This window comes from Paenarthrobacter sp. AR 02, assembly GCF_021538675.1.
Classification (GTDB): Bacteria; Actinomycetota; Actinomycetes; order Actinomycetales; family Micrococcaceae; genus Arthrobacter.
This window is the reverse complement of sequence record NZ_JAJUKH010000006.1, coordinates 50,001-66,801: the sequence shown is the minus strand read 5'-3', so window position 1 is coordinate 66,801 and position 16,801 is coordinate 50,001. Positions and strand designations below refer to the sequence as shown.

13 protein-coding genes are annotated in these 16,801 nt (G+C 60.7%); 7 read left to right on the top strand and 6 right to left on the bottom strand.

Annotated features, from left to right (window positions below):
- Positions 1–38: 38 nt before the first annotated feature.
- From LRQ04_RS13190 to LRQ04_RS13160, 7 genes are all read left to right on the top strand, one after another.
- Positions 39–656 (top strand): acyltransferase, encoded by a 618-nt coding sequence (locus LRQ04_RS13190; protein WP_211714185.1) that lies wholly within the window; start codon positions 39–41, stop codon positions 654–656.
- Entirely contained in the window at positions 653–1,744 is a 1,092-nt protein-coding gene (locus LRQ04_RS13185; RefSeq protein WP_235520596.1) for a DegT/DnrJ/EryC1/StrS aminotransferase family protein, read from the top strand. Before LRQ04_RS13190 ends, LRQ04_RS13185 begins: the two co-directional genes overlap by 4 nt.
- Positions 1,744–2,730, top strand: coding sequence for a Gfo/Idh/MocA family protein (locus tag LRQ04_RS13180; protein WP_235520595.1), 987 nt, complete (start codon positions 1,744–1,746; stop codon positions 2,728–2,730). The genes LRQ04_RS13185 and LRQ04_RS13180 overlap by 1 nt, the downstream gene beginning before the upstream one ends.
- A 185-nt stretch (positions 2,731–2,915) precedes the next feature.
- Complete coding sequence (gene glf, locus LRQ04_RS13175) at positions 2,916–4,100, top strand: UDP-galactopyranose mutase (RefSeq protein ID WP_235520594.1); 1,185 nt, start codon at positions 2,916–2,918, stop codon at positions 4,098–4,100.
- Entirely contained in the window at positions 4,097–6,103 is a 2,007-nt protein-coding gene (locus LRQ04_RS13170; RefSeq protein WP_235520593.1) for a glycosyltransferase, read from the top strand. Before glf ends, LRQ04_RS13170 begins: the two co-directional genes overlap by 4 nt.
- A 2-nt stretch (positions 6,104–6,105) precedes the next feature.
- On the top strand, positions 6,106–6,963 hold the full coding sequence (locus LRQ04_RS13165) for an ABC transporter permease (protein WP_235520592.1): 858 nt from the start codon (positions 6,106–6,108) through the stop codon (positions 6,961–6,963).
- Entirely contained in the window at positions 6,964–7,692 is a 729-nt protein-coding gene (locus LRQ04_RS13160) for an ABC transporter ATP-binding protein (protein WP_235520591.1), read from the top strand.
- 194 nt (positions 7,693–7,886) lie between these two features.
- On the opposite strand, the gene LRQ04_RS13155 is transcribed toward LRQ04_RS13160, so the two are convergent.
- From LRQ04_RS13155 to LRQ04_RS13130, 6 genes are all read right to left on the bottom strand, one after another.
- Entirely contained in the window at positions 7,887–10,130 is a 2,244-nt protein-coding gene (locus tag LRQ04_RS13155) for a hypothetical protein (protein ID WP_235520590.1), read from the bottom strand.
- Between the two features lie 110 nt (positions 10,131–10,240).
- Positions 10,241–11,272: a lysylphosphatidylglycerol synthase domain-containing protein gene (locus LRQ04_RS13150; protein WP_235520589.1), complete on the bottom strand. Its 1,032-nt coding sequence runs from the start codon at positions 11,270–11,272 to the stop codon at positions 10,241–10,243.
- Positions 11,269–12,024: a glycosyltransferase gene (locus tag LRQ04_RS13145; RefSeq protein ID WP_235520588.1), complete on the bottom strand. Its 756-nt coding sequence runs from the start codon at positions 12,022–12,024 to the stop codon at positions 11,269–11,271. Before LRQ04_RS13145 ends, LRQ04_RS13150 begins: the two co-directional genes overlap by 4 nt.
- Positions 12,025–12,261: 237 nt before the next feature.
- The gene (locus LRQ04_RS13140) at positions 12,262–15,354 is read right to left on the bottom strand and encodes a chitobiase/beta-hexosaminidase C-terminal domain-containing protein (protein ID WP_235520693.1); all 3,093 of its coding nucleotides are present in this window, start codon (positions 15,352–15,354) and stop codon (positions 12,262–12,264) included.
- Entirely contained in the window at positions 15,354–15,881 is a 528-nt protein-coding gene (locus LRQ04_RS13135; protein WP_235520587.1) for a hypothetical protein, read from the bottom strand. The genes LRQ04_RS13140 and LRQ04_RS13135 overlap by 1 nt, the downstream gene beginning before the upstream one ends.
- Before the next feature lie 84 nt (positions 15,882–15,965).
- Positions 15,966–16,766, bottom strand: a complete 801-nt coding sequence (locus LRQ04_RS13130; RefSeq protein WP_235520586.1) for a hypothetical protein — start codon at positions 16,764–16,766, stop codon at positions 15,966–15,968.
- Positions 16,767–16,801: the final 35 nt, after the last annotated feature.

Below are 16,801 nucleotides of genomic sequence, written 5' to 3'. Positions count from 1 at the left end.
GCATGGTGTCTCAGCTAAGATGAGTTTCGTTGTCGCGTGTGCTCAATGAGGAAGGACCTTCACCGGTGATAGTGGTTGCGGAGAGCGCCGATGTTTCAGACAAGGCTGTAATTGGTGATGGATCAAAGATTTGGCATCTGGCCCAAGTCCGCGAGCAGGCCGAACTTGGCGTCAATTGCATCGTAGGACGGGGTGCCTACATTGGCACCGGGGTCAAGATGGGGGACAACTGCAAAGTTCAGAACTATGCACTTGTCTATGAGCCCGCGGAACTGGAAGCCGGCGTTTTCATCGGCCCGGCCGTGGTGTTGACGAACGACACCTACCCCCGTGCCGTTGGCCCGGATGGGAGCCAGAAGAGTGCCCATGATTGGGAACCTGTGGGCGTCACGATTCGCGAAGGTGCGTCCATTGGCGCCCGCGCCGTGTGCGTCGCCCCGGTGACCATTGGACGATGGGCCACCGTGGCTGCCGGAGCGGTAGTAGCCAAAGACGTCCCGGACTTTGCGTTGATGGTCGGAGTTCCGGCCAAGCGCCATGGTTGGGTTGGCAAGGCCGGATTCCCGCTGAAGCGCAGCGGAGAGAACTGGGTGTGCCCCGAAACCGGCGCAACGTATGTTGAACAGAACGAGATTCTTCGAGAGGTAGAGGCATGAGCCCCGAATTCATTCCCCCCGCAAAGCCCATCATTGGCGAAGACGAGCGGAAGGCCGTAGACGCCGTGCTGGCTTCCGGCCAGCTCGCCCAGGGGTCGGAGGTGGCAACCTTCGAGCAGGAGTTCTCGCAGGTCCTCCTCGACGGCAGGGCAGCGGTGGCGGTTAACTCCGGCACCTCCGGTTTGCACCTGGGCCTCCTGGCTGCCGGTATCGGTGCCGGGGACGAAGTCATCGTTCCGTCCTTTACCTTTGCTGCCACCGCGAACTCCGTGGCATTGACCGGCGCGACGCCCGTCTTCGCCGACGTCGACCCGGACTACTACACGCTGGACCCCGCTTCGGTCGAGTCGAAGATCACGGATCGTACGGCTGCCATCATGCCTGTCCACCTCTACGGACACCCTTTCGATGTTGACGGCATTGGCGCACTCGCGGCAAAGCACGGCGTCAAGGTCTTCGAGGACGCTGCACAGGCCCACGGCGCGGCCGTCAACGGACGCAAGGTCGGTACGTTCGGCGACTTCGCAATGTTCAGCCTTTACCCCACCAAGAACATGACGTCCGGCGAAGGCGGCATGGTGAGCACGGGCCTGGCCGACGTCGAGCGCCGGCTTCGGCTGCTGCGTAACCAGGGCATGGAACGGCAGTACGAGAACGAACTGGTCGGCTTCAACTGCCGGATGACCAATATCCATGCTGCAATTGGTCGCGTGCAGTTGACCAAGGTCGAAGCCTGGACGAAGACACGCCAGGAAAACGCAGCCTTCTTCGACGCCAACATTGAGGGCGTCGTCACTCCCAAGGTTGCGGACGGCTACGAGCACGTCTACCACCAGTACACCATCCGCATCGCAGAGGACCGCGACGGCTTCGCGAAGGCACTCCGCGAGGAGTACAACGTGGGCTGTGGCGTCTATTACCCCATCCCCAACCACCGGCTCGCTCCGTTCCAGACCTCCGATGACCTGCCGGTTACCGAGGAAGCGGCGGCAAGCGTGCTTTCGCTCCCGGTTCACCCGTCGTTGAGCCAGGACGACCTTGACCGGATCGTTGCCGCGGTCAACGCCGTTGCAAAGGCAGGCAGCTAGTGGCGAATCTCCGCGCAGGCCTCATCGGATTGGGAATGATGGGGCGCCACCACGCCCGCGTCATCCGTGAACTCGAAGGCGTGGACCTGGTGGCCGTAGCGGATTCCTTCGGGGACCCGCACAACGTTGCCAATGGATTGACCGTCTGCGGCTCCGTGGATGAACTGATTGAGCAGGGCATTGACATGGCTGTTGCTGCTGTGCCAACGGTTCTTCACGAGGAAGTGGCACTGAAGCTCGCCGAGGCCGGCGTGCACTGCCTCGTCGAAAAGCCCATCGCGAATGACTCCGTTTCCGGCCGCAGGATCGCCGAAGCCTTCGACTCCCGTGGCTTGATTGGCGCGGTTGGTCACATCGAGCGGTTCAACCCGTCACTGCAAAGCCTTCGCGACAGGTTGGGCAACGGAGACCTCGGCGAGGTTTACCAGATTTCCACTCGGCGCCAGGGGCCGTTCCCCTCGCGCATTGCAGATGTGGGGGTGGTTAAGGACCTGGCCACGCATGACATCGACCTCACGGCATGGCTTGCGCAAAGCAACTTCGTCAACGTCATGGCGCACACCACGTCCAGGAGCGGTCGGCAGCACGAGGACATGGTCACGGCCATTGGCCACCTGAAGAGCGGGGTTGTCACCAACCACATCGTGAACTGGCTGTCTCCCATGAAGGAACGGACCACGGTTGTCCTGGGTGAGCGTGGTGCTTATATCGCCGACACGATTTCTGCTGACCTGACATTCATCGAGAACGGAACGTTCCAGACGGACTGGGACTCTGTCGCGGCATTCCGTGGGGTCTCGGAAGGTTCATCCACGCGTTTCGCATTGGCCAAGCGTGAGCCGTTGAAGATGGAGCACGAGGCTTTCCGGGACGCTGTCCTCGGAAAGTCGATGAACATTGTCACAATGGCCGAAGGCCTTGAGACGCTCCGGGTTGCAGAGGCCGTACTTGAATCGGCCGATTCAGGCTCCGTGATCGCGCTTTAGTACCAAGTTTCACGCAAGGATGGACGGGAGGCTGGCCCAGTGCCAGGCCTCCCGTTTGCTTTTTCGACCCATGGGAAGGGCTTGCGCGGCCGGCCCCCGAATCGGGGAACAATCGGAACGTCGGGTAGCCTTGACCAGTAGACGTGGGCATTTCTGTGCCCGCACGCCAATACACAGGAGAGTTTGTGAACGCTGATCTCGTCGTCGTCGGCTCGGGTTTCTTTGGCCTGACCATTGCAGAACGCGCCGCTACCGAGTTGGGGCTGAAGGTCGCGGTTCTTGATCGCCGCCACCATATTGGAGGAAACGCCTACAGCGAAAACGAAGAGAAGACTGGAATCGAGGTTCACCGCTACGGCGCGCACCTCTTCCACACTTCGAACGAACGCGTCTGGGAGTATGTGAACCGCTTTACGAAGTTCACCAGCTACCAGCACAAGGTTTACACCAACCACAAGGGTGAGGTGTACCCGATGCCCATCAACCTGGGCACCATCAACCAGTTCTTCCGTTCTGCGTTGAGCCCCTCGGAGGCGAAGGCGCTGATCGCAGAGCAGGCCGGCGAACTCGCGGGCACGGATCCCCAGAACCTGAACGACAAGGGCATCCAGCTGATCGGCCGTCCCCTGTATGAAGCTTTCATCAAGCACTACACCGGCAAGCAGTGGCAGACGGATCCCAAGGACCTGCCGGCAGAGATCATCTCGCGGCTTCCCGTGCGCTACAACTACGACAACCGGTACTTCAACGACACGTATGAGGGCCTCCCGGTTGACGGCTACACCGCTTGGATCGAACGCATGGCGGACCACCCCAATATTGAAGTCATCCTGAACGCGGACTTCTTCGACGACGGCGAGTACGGCCGGTCTGCGGTGCTGGGCCAGGTTCCGGTTATCTACACCGGCCCGGTTGACCGCTACTTTGACTACGCAGAAGGCGACCTGTCGTGGCGCACCATCGACCTTGAAGAAGAAGTGCTCCCGATCGAGGACTTCCAGGGTTGCGCTGTCATGAACTACCCCGACGCCGATGCCGCCTTCACCCGCATCCATGAGTTCCGGCATTTCCACCCGGAGCGGGACTACACCAAGGATGCCACTGTCATCATGCGCGAATTCTCCCGCTTTGCAGAAAAGGGCGACGAGCCGTACTACCCGGTGAACACCTCCGATGACCGCCAGAAGCTCCTGGCCTACCGCGACCTGGCCCGGGGCGAGAAGTCGGTCCTGTTTGGTGGCCGGCTCGGAACCTACAAGTACCTCGACATGCATATGGCCATCGGCTCGGCACTGTCCATGTTCGATAACAAGATCAAGCCGCACTTCACGGGTGGCGCCAAGCTTGAAAGCGGAGGAGTGGACGCATGACCGCTACTACCAACGAAAGCCAGGAGACTGCCATGACGGCTGAAAATGCCTCGGAAGCCTCAACCCAGGAGAGCCTGCGCATCGTTCAGCGGGTGATTTTCCCCGCCAACCGCGACCTCGACACGCTGCCCCTTTATGTCGACCCCGACACCAGCAAGGTGCAGAAGGACGACGGCGGCAGCAGCGCCGTCGTGCAGGCGGTCGGAATGGCCCGAAAGCTGCACCCGGAAGACATCCTTGATCGTGGCTCGGTGCAGGTGCGCCGTGGCGAGCGTCTGTCCTTCGGTTCCTACTTCAACGCCTTTCCTGCCAGCTACTGGAGGAAATGGACCATTGCCACGAAGACCGTCCTTCACCTCGAGACCGAGGGCGAAGGAACGGTCATCGTTTACCGCTCCAACGCCCGCGGAGCCTCTCAGCGCGTGGACTCGGTGCTTGTTGAGGGTTCGGCCAGCAACGATTTCGAATTGACGCTGGCACCCTTCGGAGACGGCGGCTGGTACTGGTTCGACCTGATTGCCGGTGGGGACGGCATGACGCTGAAGACCGCGCACTGGGCCGTGCCGGATGAAGGCCGCCCGCAGGGCCGGGTCACGCTCGGCGTGACCACCTTCAACCGCGCCGACTACTGCCTTGAAACCATCAAGTCGATCGACGCCGATGCGGGCCTGCGTGAAATCCTCGCTGAACTGATCATTGTGGACCAAGGCAACAAGAAGGTTGCCGACGAAGCCGGATTCGACGCCGTTGCAGAGTCCATGGGCGAACAGCTGCGGATCATCAACCAGGGAAACCTCGGTGGTTCAGGTGGCTTCGCCCGCAACATGTACGAGATGGTCGTCTCAGACAAGAGCGATTACGTCATGCTGCTCGATGACGACATTGAGCTGGAAACCGAAGGCGTTATGCGCGCGGTGGCCTTCGCCGACCTTTGCCGGAAGCCCACGATCGTGGGTGGCCACATGTTCGACATGTACAACAAGTCCGTGCTGCACGCCTACTCCGAAGTCGTGAACTTCTACCGTTTCCTCTGGGGTCCCGTGGAAGGACTGGGCAACCACGACTTCTCCGCCGCCGGGTTGCGGTCCACACCCCAGCTCCACCGGCGTTGGGACGCGGACTACAACGGTTGGTGGATGTGCTTGATCCCCAAGACCGTTGTGGAGACAATCGGCCTGTCGCTGCCGGTCTTCATCAAGTGGGACGACGCCGAATACTCCCTTCGTGGTCGCGCTGCCGGGTTCCCGACCGTGACCTTGCCGGGTGCTGCCGTTTGGCATGTCTCTTGGGCCGACAAGGACGACTCCGTAGACTGGCAGGCCTACTATCACGAGCGCAACCGCCTCATTGCCACGTTGCTGCATTCGCCGTTCCCGAAGGGTGGTCGCATTCTTCGCGAAAGCCTGAATGCCGACGTTAAGCACTTGGTCTCGATGCAGTACTACCCTGAGCAGGCTCGCATCATGGCGCTCAAGGATGTCCTGGCGGGGCCCGGCAACCTGCATCAGCAGTTGCCGACCACAATGCCTAAGCTGCGTGCCATGCGCGAGGAGTTCCCGGACTCACAGGTCAAGACTGACCCGGGTGCGTTCCCCGAGGTGTTCCGCAAGCGTCCGCCGAAGAAGCCGCAGTCCTACAAGCAGCCCGGTGCCCTTGGCTTGCTTCCTTGGGCCGTGAAGACGGTCCTGAAGCAGACCCTGGCTCCCGTCCGAGAGTCCGCGAAGGAAAACCCCGAAGCCCAGGTTGCCCACCAGGATGGCAAATGGTGGAGCTTGGCGCACTTGGACAGTGCAGTCGTCTCCAACGCCGACGGTACCGGTGCATCATGGCACCTTCGCGATCCGAAATTGGCCCGCCAACTTGTGGTCGAATCCGCCAAGTTGCACGCACAGCTTTTCTCGAACTGGGAAACGCTCCGGGCTCAATACCGCGAAGCCCTTCCGGAGATCACTTCCATGGAATCATGGCGGGAAACCTTTGAAGCGTCGGAGCCCAGCAAGTAGCGATGGCCAATTCCACTGATACATATGCTGTTCCGGGGGTAGGCGCCGGGCTTCTGGATGTCTACCGCCGGCGTTTCCTTCTGAAGCTGATCGTCCGCAAGGAACTTCGGGTCCGGTACCGCGGGTCCGTCCTTGGCTTGGCTTGGTCCTACGTCAAGCCATTGGTCCAGTACGTCGTGCTGTTCTTCGCTTTGGGAATTGTGTTGAGGGTCGGGGACCAGATCCCCAACTATGCGCTCTACATGTTCTCGGGCGTTATTGTCATCAACTTCTTCACCGAAGCCTTCTCCAACGCAACGCGTTCGATTGTGTCGAATGCAGCACTGGTCAAGAAGATATACCTTCCACGCGAGCTCTTCCCCGTGGCGTCCGTGTGGGTGGCCGCAGTCCACTTCCTGCCGCAATTGGTGGTGCTGCTTGCTGCTGCATTGCTGAACGGATGGCATCCTGACGTTATGCAGCTTTTCGGTGCCCTCCTGGGATTCGTCATTGTTGCGGTCACGGCCACTGGACTGGGTCTGCTGGCTGGAGCCATCAACGTCTTCTTCCGCGATGCGGAGAACATCGTTGACATGCTGATGATGGTCATTACCTGGACTTCGCCGGTGCTTTATGACTGGACCATGATCCGCCGATTGGCAGCACCGTGGGTCCTGTTCGTCTATCAGTTGAACCCGATTACGGTGGCTGTGGAACTGTTCCACTGGGCGTTCTGGTACCCCACTGTGGACCGGCCGGTGGAATTGCCACCGCATCTTCTGATCACGGGGTTCGTTGGTTTGGGCATGGCAGCACTGTTCCTGGTCATCGGCCAGCTCGTGTTCCGTCGGCTCGAGGGCCATTTTGCGCAGGAGGTTTAGTTGGGCGCCGCAGTAATCGTCAAAGGGTTGAAGAAAACCTTCAATCTTCGGCACTCGCACTCGCTGAAAGAGACCCTTGTTTGGCTCGTGAAGGGCCGCAAGGGGGACCTGACCAGGAAGTTCGATGCCCTGCACGATGTCAGCTTCGAAATCCAGCCGGGGGAGACCGTCGCTTTGCTGGGCTTCAACGGTTCAGGCAAGTCCACGCTGTTGAAGCTCATCTCGGGCGTTATTCTTCCCGATAAGGGAACGGTCCGGACCAAGGGCCGGGTTGCCGGTCTCATCGAGGTTGGCGCGGGATTCCACCCGGACTTGTCCGGGCGTGAAAATGTATATCTCAATGCTGCAATCCTGGGTATGACGGAGCAGGAGATCAACGATAAGTTCGATGACATCGTGGCTTTCTCCGAGATTGAGCAGTTCATTGACACCGAAGTGAAGTTCTATTCATCGGGTATGTTCCTTCGGCTGGCCTTCGCAGTGGCTGTCCATACCCAGCCTGACATCTTCCTGGTGGACGAAATTCTGGCAGTCGGCGACGAACCCTTCCAGAAGAAGTGTCTGGCCAAAATCAAGCAACTCTCTGATGAAGGCCGTACCCTGGTTGTGGTTAGCCACGACCTGGACATGATTGCCCGCATCTGCGATCGCGGGGTGGTCCTTTCGGACGGAACCGTGCAGTTCGAGGGTCCAGCCCAGGAAGCCGTAGCCTGGCTGCGTGACCGCTGACGTATCGAATGTGATGTAGCCCGTTACCGGGTACTGGACAGGAAGGCCACCCATCTCCACGTGGAAGGGTGGCCTTCTCCGTGTTCCGGGACATGCGGGATACCCAAGTGAGCCGTCACCAGCGAGAAAAGGAGCGTCCATCCCGTGACGGGACGGACGCTCCTGGGCTGACTGGAATCGTCGTACTTTGGGTCCTAGACAGTCACCTTCTGTGCGGTCTTCGGTGCTGTGGTCTCAGCTGCTGTGGTGTTCCGGCGTCGGCGAACATAATGGATGACGGTAAAGAGCAGAATCCCGAACCAGGCGAGAGCCTGCGCGGCGAGTCCTATGGTGAGTCCCGGCGTCGTGAATGTGATGTCGACTGACTTGGCTCCGGCTGGAACGTCGACCAGTATGACGCCTGCGGGTCCCTGGGTCAGCGTCTGCGGCTGGCCGTCAACCTTGACTGAGTAGCCGGGCCACGCGAGTCGGGCGAGCGTGAGTTGACCGGCGCTGCCAGAGCCGGACAGGGTGACCTTCTCATCAGTCCCATTCCGGACGGAGTCCTGCACGGATACGCCCTCAGATGCCCAGGAAACCGTTCCAGGGTAGGGGAGGGGCTTGTCCCGTCGCAGGATGGTCCGGGAGTCGTCAGAGGAAACGATCGACCATCCCGGTGCAACCTTAAGTTGATCAGGTGCTATGAGGGTCTTCTGCACCGCGACCGTTTCAACTTGCAGGACGTCTGCAAGTGTGGCGTCGATTTTGTCGGAGGCCGGTTTGAACAGCTCCGTATAGGCGAGCGGGCACGTCTCGCCACGGTAGTTCATGCACAGGGCGTTGACGTACGTGGTGAAGCTGATTCCGCTGTAGCGGCCCATGCTGTTGTTGACGTCAGCGTTGAGGATCTGGTTGCCATAAAGCAACTGGCCCCCGGTAAATTCCTTTCCAGTGATCTTCATGGTGTTGAAGATCTGGATGGTATTGCCCTTGTAGTCGCTGGTGGCATCCCGAAGCGTCTCTGCATCGACCGGCGATCCAATTCCTGCCACAGCGTTATTGGGGACAAACTGCCTGGACTGCATTCCAAGCGTTGCAATGGTTCCAATAACCAATACGGCCGCCAGGCCCTTGTATCCAAAGCGCCGCCAGCCAAAGATGGCCACGCAGACCAGGCCCAGCGTGACAGCCAGCGTGAAGATCTGCCACTTGCCGCCACCGGGAACCATGGACCACGCCCGATACGTGCCGAAAGCGAGGATCGCCACGGTGATGAAAAGCCGCTTTTTCCAGGCAGTGGTCTTCAGTCCGGCAGAGGCGACCACTGCAACAAGGACGATGACACCGAGGTAGACGTATTCGATCAGGCGGATCGGCCAGCGGAAGACCAGCACCTGTGAAGGTGCAAAGGTCAGCAGGAAGTAGATACCGGTGATGACGTAGATGCTGAAGATCTGGCGGGACCGGCCGCGGAAGCTCCGGAAATCGAGCCATGGAAGCAGCGGAAGGACAAACCAGGCCAGGTAGCTGGACGGTACGTTGTCGATAGGCGCCCAGAAATTGTTGATACGGGGAGTCATTGAGGACGTGCTCATGGTCAGCAGCGACGACATATCCGGTGACAGGAAGAGGTCGTTCAGGATTTCGTTCTGCTGCCGCACGGTAACAGCGGAGCTCAAAGGCAGCGGGAAGTACACGAGGACCGCTGTCAGTCCTACCAGGGCGCCCACGATAACGATAGGGATGAGCCTGCGCCAGTGGCGCATCAGCATCAGCTCGACGGCCACGGCACCGAGGACCAGGATGACGCCGATCGCGCCGTAGGGGTTGCCGGCAGTCATGGTGAGGAAGCCCAGAAGGAAGGGCAGGAAGGGGGAGGTGTTGCGGCGTGCGTAGCGGCGAACCGACCACCAGAACACGGTGATCCATGCGAACGCCATCAGGCCTCCGGGCCAGCGGGCAGCCTCATAGAAGAGCGTGAATCCACTGAAGGGGATTGCAACGCCGGCGGCCAGTGCCAAGGGCCGGTTCGAGCCGTAGTCACGGGCGAGCATGTAGGTGCCAAAGGCCAGCAGTGCGATGAACTGGATGATGATGAAGTAGCTCGCCAGGGACAGGTTTTCGAAGTTCGAAACGATGACCGAGTTGACGATGTTCACCGGGTTGAAGATGCCGTAGCCGACTTCGGCCACGATGTTGCCGCCTACCCATCCACCGGGTTCCATCAAGGGGAAACGGCCGGAGCGGATCTCCTCGCCCATGTGGCGCCACAGGGGGAGGAAGGACTGCATCATGTCATCCCAGTAGTAGAACGTGGGATTGAAGAGCCTGGGAATGATGGAGGCAACGGCCGCTATCGCGGCGGTGACGATGCCCCAATGCCAATCGTGCTGCATAAAGTAGCGCCGGCTGGTTCGCGGTCGGCGCTGGGCAGTTGCCCCCGAGGTTCCTGCGGTCATGGTGGTACCTTGCTCCTTAGCACGGCATGTGTATGAAAGTTGGCTGACTGCCTTGGGCGGTCTGCGGGGCTTGCGTCCTTGAGGGCTGGTTGCCATTGCGGAACCGGCCGCTAGTTGGCGTTGTTGTCCGTTTGCTCGGCAGGGGCCTTGGCAAGAGATGGGTGCCGCCAGCGGAAATGGATGTAGGCGATGCCCACACACAGCAGGTCGGCCACCGTGAACATGATCCGGGAGAGGGCTGCGATGGCCGTAGCCGCGCCTGCGCTCATCATTCCGGCCAGTGCCAGGATGAGGATCGCTTCCCTGGCCCCCACACCAGCCGGAAGCAGGAAGGCGAGCACCCCAAGGGTCATGCCCAAGGCCAGGGCACCGGTGAGTACAAGGAACGTGGCAAGGTCCAGCGTGGCCTCATGGCCCACCAGGATCCACAGATGGAGCCCGAAGCAGAGGTACATGAGGACACCGAGAATGAAAGCCTTCACCATGGTGTTGGCTTGAATCCGCTCGGGGAGAGGCGGGCGCCGGAAGACCCTAAGGACAGTGTTGACGAGGAAGGTTACGACATTGGGGTTCATGGCCAGGATGACCACCGGAAGGATCACGTACAGCCACTGCAGGTTGGGTTCCCGCTGGACAAGGATGGGAAGCGACGACGCGCCGACTACCAGGGCCGCACCAATGGTGATTCCGGTGCTGACCAGTGAGGCCACAAAGACCTGGGCTCGTGCAATCCCGTTCTTACGGCCCAATTCCATCTGCAGGACGAAGGCCCAGACAGATCCAGGAAGGTACTTGCCGATCTGTCCCACCAGGTAGATCTGGTTGAGGACCAGTCCCGGGGGTTCGATGTCCACGGACTTCAGGAGACTGCTCATCACGACCCGCCACATGTACATGCCGAGCAGGACTCCCGGGATGAGAGCGAGGAGGGACAGAAGGATCTGCCACCACTGCAGGGCGAATACTGTGGCCTGCACCTGCGGCCACTGGGTGGCGATGAAGTAGACAGCTGCCGCGAATACGAGGACGACCAAGGCCCGCCGGGCGAAGTCGACCAGCTTGGACTTGGCGCTCTTCGCCGGTGGCTGTTCCTGGTTCAGGTCGTTATCGTTCGAGGGCGTCTCGGCAATTGATCCTGTCATGACGCGTGGGTTCCTGTGTTGGGCGCGGCTGCAAATTCACGACGACGGCGGCGCATGGCCAGCAATCCCTTGAACATCTTGACGACGTCGGCAATGCGGATGGTGGTTTCGCTGGGATCGTCGTCGGGCGCCAGGGTGACGGGCACCTCGACGATTGTGAAACCCTGTTTCTCCGCTGCGTAGACAACCTGCGTGCTGAAAAGGAAGCCCGGATCGTCGAAGCGGACGACCATGCTCCGCAACCAGTCGCCGTCGACAATCAACGTTCCCTGTGAATCGCCAACTCTGGACGCAAGGATGACCTGGCGCAGGGTCTTGAAACCGAAAGTGGTGAGTCCCCGCAGAGGACTGCGCTGGATGTTGGAGTCTTTGTGCGCCTTGGAACCGATGACGATATGGGGCTTTGGGTCCAGCTTCTTGTCTTCGTCGAGGTCGTCGGTTCCGAAAGGGAGGTCGTCCGCAGTGAGAAGCACCCGGCGGCCCGAACTGGCTTCGATGCCTGTCCTGAGGGCGTTGCCCATCCCCTTCTGGCTTTGGAGTACGTGGAAGGTGACGTGGGGAGTGTCAACAGCGTGCTGACGTGCAACCTCAAGTGTTTTGTCCGTGGATCCGTTTTCCACGATGATGATCTCGGAGGTGCCACTGGTCAAATAGCCGGTGAGACGGGCCATTGTTGCCGCCAATATCCGTTCTCCGTTGTAGACCGGGATCACAACGGAGAGGTCCGGTTGGCCTGCCTGGTCGAAAGTCAAGACTCTCCTCGGTAGTTCGTGCCGACGAGATTCTTATACGCCAGCCACAGCCCGCAACGCTGGCGTCACGAGGTCCTTGCAAACCCTCAGTCTAGTTCATCGCAGTATGCCTTCTGTGGACCGGAGGCCACTTTTGGCGCATTGAGGACACCGGGACAGCCACTGCGCAAACCAAAAGGGTGCACCGGATATTCTCCGGTGCACCCTTCCAAAGGGCAAGCTACCCCTGTTTCGGCTTTATGGGAGGGAAGTGAAACCCTGCCATCCTGTGCCTATCTGGCTCCAAGCCAGCCAGCCTCCACTGCCGTTGCCGGGATAGAGCCAAAGGTTGCCGCTGGCATCGCGGGCCATGACATCAGCCTTGCCGTTGCCGTTGAAGTCGCCGGGGCCAAGGAGTGCAGTCATGCCACCCCAGCCGCTGCCGATTTGCGAGCGGGTACCCCAGCCAGCGGAGCCGTTGCCCGGGTATAGCCACAGGGCGCCCCCGGTGTCGCGGGCCAGTATGTCTGTCTTCCCGTCTCCGTTGAAATCTCCAGTGCTGAAGATCGCGTTCATGGTGTTCCACCCTGAACCCACTTGGGTCCGGCCGGAGCTGAACTGACCCAGGCCATCGCCCTTGTAGAGCCACAGAATGCCTGATGCATCCCTGGCGAGGACATCGGCTTTTCCGTCGCCGCTGAAGTCGCCAGGGGCCACGATCGACGTCATGCCGGTCCACCCGGAGCCAACCGCAACTGCAGGCTGCCAGCCACCCAGGCCATTGCCTTTGAAGAGCCAGAGCTGGCCTGCGGAGTCACGGGCCAGGACATCGCTGCGGCCGTCTCCGCTGAAGTCCCGGGTTGGAACCAGCAGGTTGTAGTTGTTCCAGCCTGTGCCGGTGTTGACCCTGGTCAGCCAGCCGCCAGTTCCGTTTCCGGGGTACAGCCACAGCGTGCCGGCGCTGTCCCGGGCAAGGACGTCATTCTTGCTGTCCGCGTTGAAGTCCTTCCACGTGTTCGCCGGTGCTGCGGGCACTGTGTAGGTCTGCGACGCTACGGCAGATTGGTTGCCTGCCGCGTCAACTGCGAAGTACTTCACTGTTGTGGTTGCGGTTGGAGTCAGGGTCACAGTCGTGATACCGCTCGGGCTTGTCAGGGTCGGGGTGGAATTGTCCGTCGAGTAGTAGATCTTGGCCCCGGTTTCCGTGGTCAACGTGATCTTCTGTCCGAGCGAAATGTTTCCACCCAGCGGACTGGGAGTGACAACAGGAGCAGTGCTGTCCAGTACGTAGGCTCGGGACTGAGGTGCCGAGGCATTGTTGGATGCGTCAACGGCGATGAAACTGACCGTCTTGGTACCCATCGCAATCGGACCTGCATATAGGGTGCTGGCTGTTGTCGGCGTGGTGCCGTTTTCCGTGTAGTAGATCTTGGCGCCCGCTTCGTTGGCCGTCAACGTTATCTTGGTGCCCGGACCATATGTTCCGGCCGCGGGATCGGCTGAAACCGTGGGTGGAGTGGTATCAGCAATGAAGACAGTGAAGTTGACGCCGGCGACTGTCGTATTGCCTGCAGCATCCCTGGCTTCTACCTCGAACCGGTTGGCACCGTTGGCGATATCAGCGTAGACCTTGGGTGAAGTGCACTCCGTGAAGGCGTTGGTGCCCAAACGGCAGCGGAATCCTGCGACGTCCGTGGAGTTCGACGAGAACATGAATTGGTACCCGGCTCCTACGGTGGCTCCACTTGCCGGAGCGGTGATGGCCACTTGTGGTGCCGTCAGGTCCGCTGTGACATTTATCGATGTAGCAGGGCTGACGTTACCTGCCGGGTCTGTGCTGCGGATCCGCAAGGTGTGAGCACCCTCGGTTGTCAGGCTGAAGGTGTCTCCGGGTACGCAGGTCTTGAAAGCACTATCCGCAGTTGAATCGACCGAGCAGGCCAGGGTTGTGCCAGTTTCGAAGGTTGCGCCCAGCACAGGCTTGCCGTTGACCACTTGCCCGCTGTTTGGCGCCGTGAAGACCGGAGGCGCCGGGGCGACTGTGTCCACCTTGAAGGTCCGTGACACCGGAACTCCTCCGGGGGCGGGCCGGACAGAGAAGGTCTGGGATCCGTTGGTCAGGGTTGCCGCCGTGTACGTACCGCTGGTGCAGTCCGTCCACGCGCCGCCCATGGAGCATTCCAAGGCGCTGCCGGCGGGATCGGAACTCACTCCGAATGTTGGTGTGGTGTCATTCGTGAAGTCAGGGTTGGGCGCTTGTGTTCCATTCGCCTGGGTAGGCCCGGACGTGATCTTTGCTGTTACGCCGCCAAGAATACTGAGGCGTCCTTGGCCGGTGGCCGGTGCCGCGTTCAACTGACCGGGGTCATCCATGACCAGGAGCTGGCCGCCCCGCATGCCGAGTCCGCCGATTTTGCTGAAGCCCAAGGCCCACGAGTTGTCGACGACGCCGGTTGTCAGGTCAAGTTTCGATACCTTGTCCTTTCCGGCGTCAGCAGCCGTGGCCGCCGTTCCGGTACCGGCATAGATAACGTTGGCGTCGTAGTCATAATGGATGGACGACGCAATTCCCACGTTGTAGGAAGCCGCGGGCACATAGTTCGTCATATCCCCATCATCGGGGGCTGAGAAGGCCTTCATCCCGGTGGTTTCCAGGACATAGACGCTGACGTGGCCGTTGCTGTCCCGTCCCGCGGCTACCAGGCCCAGGGACTTTGTGGTCACCGATGCGATGGTCTCGATGCTGGGGTGCATGATGGTGGGATCGACGATCTTGATGATCGATCGTGCGTTCGCAAATGACAGGTAGATGTTGCCGTCGGGGCCATCGCTGACAGCGTTTGGGCGAACATCGCCATCAAGGATGGACAGGGTACTGCTGTACTCGAAAAGGTCCGACGGCGGATCCCAAACCGCCCTGACCAGGCGCGAACTCCCGGCCGCGGCGTCCGGGATGAACGCGGTCTCGTCGCCGCTTCCGACTGAGGAAGGGGTCGGATCCAGGACGACTGCGACTCCGGGCAACACTGGGCCTTTGCTGCCGCCTTGCGAGCTCCCGCCCAAGCATGTGCTCTTATCAATCGTGCCCGGCTGGCCGTTGGAGGGCTCAGACATCCGGCAGAAGCCGGCAACGCTGTCCGACACCCAAACGTGGCCGAGGGGGTCCAGTACGGACCCCGCGGACTTGGTCAGCCCGGTCCCAATGACCTGCCGTTGCTGGTCCGCGTGGGCGGGAGTGCTGGAAACCACTGCGGTCATTCCGGCTACGGCCAGGATCGAAGCAGCCCAGAAAGTGGTGACCCTGTGCGCCCGACGCCCCAGTCCGCCGTCGTTCTTCATCTGCCTGATCATCACGCCACTTCCTTCAGCCACTTTGTCAGGACTGCCGATTGCGGCGCCATGGGTGCCAGGGTCAGGGCGCCCTTGACGATCGGTACGCCGCCCAAGCCAAAAAGTGCTGTACTGATGGTTGGCGGGTTGCTTCGGGTGCATGCCTTGATGATTGCCAGGAGGATGTCGTTGCGCGACCCCGTGGCGCCGGCCGCGACGGCAACATTGACCGCTGCATTTTCTTCTGCGGTCAGGACCCACGGCTGAGGGCCGACGAATGTCACCACGACATCCGAGAATTTCTTGTATTGGGTGTTTGCCCATACTTCTTCGAGGCTGGACAGAATGATCAGCGGAAGTCCGTTTGGCCCACGGCACTCGAATTGATAGCGCTTTACGGGTTCGGGTCTTTCAACGCGTGGTTTGACGGCATCGCCGACATTAGTTACGCCGAGCTTGAATGGCTCAACATTTTCAACGACCTTGACCGAGCAGCCCGTAAGAACGAGACCGACTAGGCCAAGCTGGACGATAGCGCGTCTTGGCATGTCCACCGAGGGATCCCCACTTCATTCGGATGCTCCCCAGCTCCGCATGCAGTTGGATTTTCGCCCCAGCCGTTGCCGGCTGCATTACTCTATCTTCTCCCAAATTCCGCATTTGTCACTAGTCAGGACGTCTTTTTCTGCCAGCGTGATTCCGGACTGTCCTTCCGCTGCGCCGCCCGTCGACTTCACTTTGCCGTCCACCCCGGCAACGGACCATGCACATCCCTCGGGAGGGGCTTTGCGCAGATGGAACCTGCCCGGCGTCAATCCATCAGCCGACACCGGGTAGGTGCCGTCGGCTGCCCTTGCCCCTGACGCCCAGAGTGCAATGATCTTTCCCTGCGGACCGCGAGGGCACAGTTCGCTGGCCGCCCGCAGCAGGGGTCGCGGGCTCTGGCCAAAGAGTTCGGACGCGGCATCATCGCTGACACGGGTGCACAGCCCCAAAGCGGCAAGGTAGGCGTCCAGGCCATCGGAGGGGTTCACTCCGGGCTGGGCTATGGAGATGATTCTTGCTTCGTCTTCCGTAGGTTCATACGGGTCCGGTCCTTCGTACCGTGCCTGGCAGGAAGCCAGCCGAAGATATCCCGTGGAAGACCAGACTTCGGCGAGGCTGGACAGCGTCACGTCGGGTACGCCGTCGAGGCTTGAACAGAGGTAGGAGAATCGGCCGGAGTCATCGGGTGCGCCCGCTCCTTGGCCGCTGCCCGCTCCTTGGCCGCTGCCCGGGTCCGTGGTGGGGCCCGCTGCCGTGCCGGAGGGCGTTGGTGTTGGCGAGGATGTTGCTGATGGCGTCGAACTGGCCGTGGGCTGTGGAGGAGCGGCCGTGGAGCAACCGGAAACGAGGAGCAGCAAAGCTGCCGCCAGTGGGTACAACGCTCTCATGGTGACCTCCAACTCCATGGTTGCCCGGCAAAAGA

Excerpts from the sequence above, each read along its gene's own strand:
- LRQ04_RS13170 (WP_235520593.1), top strand. The coding sequence starts at position 4,097 with ATGACCGCTACTACCAACGAAAGCCAGGAGACTGCCATGACGGCTGAA.
- LRQ04_RS13185 (WP_235520596.1), top strand. The coding sequence starts at position 653 with ATGAGCCCCGAATTCATTCCCCCCGCAAAGCCCATCATTGGCGAAGAC.
- LRQ04_RS13135 (WP_235520587.1), bottom strand. The coding sequence starts at position 15,881 with ATGCCAAGACGCGCTATCGTCCAGCTTGGCCTAGTCGGTCTCGTTCTT.
- LRQ04_RS13165 (WP_235520592.1), top strand. The coding sequence starts at position 6,106 with ATGGCCAATTCCACTGATACATATGCTGTTCCGGGGGTAGGCGCCGGG.
- LRQ04_RS13155 (WP_235520590.1), bottom strand. The coding sequence starts at position 10,130 with ATGACCGCAGGAACCTCGGGGGCAACTGCCCAGCGCCGACCGCGAACC.
- LRQ04_RS13130 (WP_235520586.1), bottom strand. The coding sequence starts at position 16,766 with ATGAGAGCGTTGTACCCACTGGCGGCAGCTTTGCTGCTCCTCGTTTCC.
- LRQ04_RS13140 (WP_235520693.1), bottom strand. The coding sequence starts at position 15,354 with ATGATCAGGCAGATGAAGAACGACGGCGGACTGGGGCGTCGGGCGCAC.
- LRQ04_RS13150 (WP_235520589.1), bottom strand. The coding sequence starts at position 11,272 with ATGACAGGATCAATTGCCGAGACGCCCTCGAACGATAACGACCTGAAC.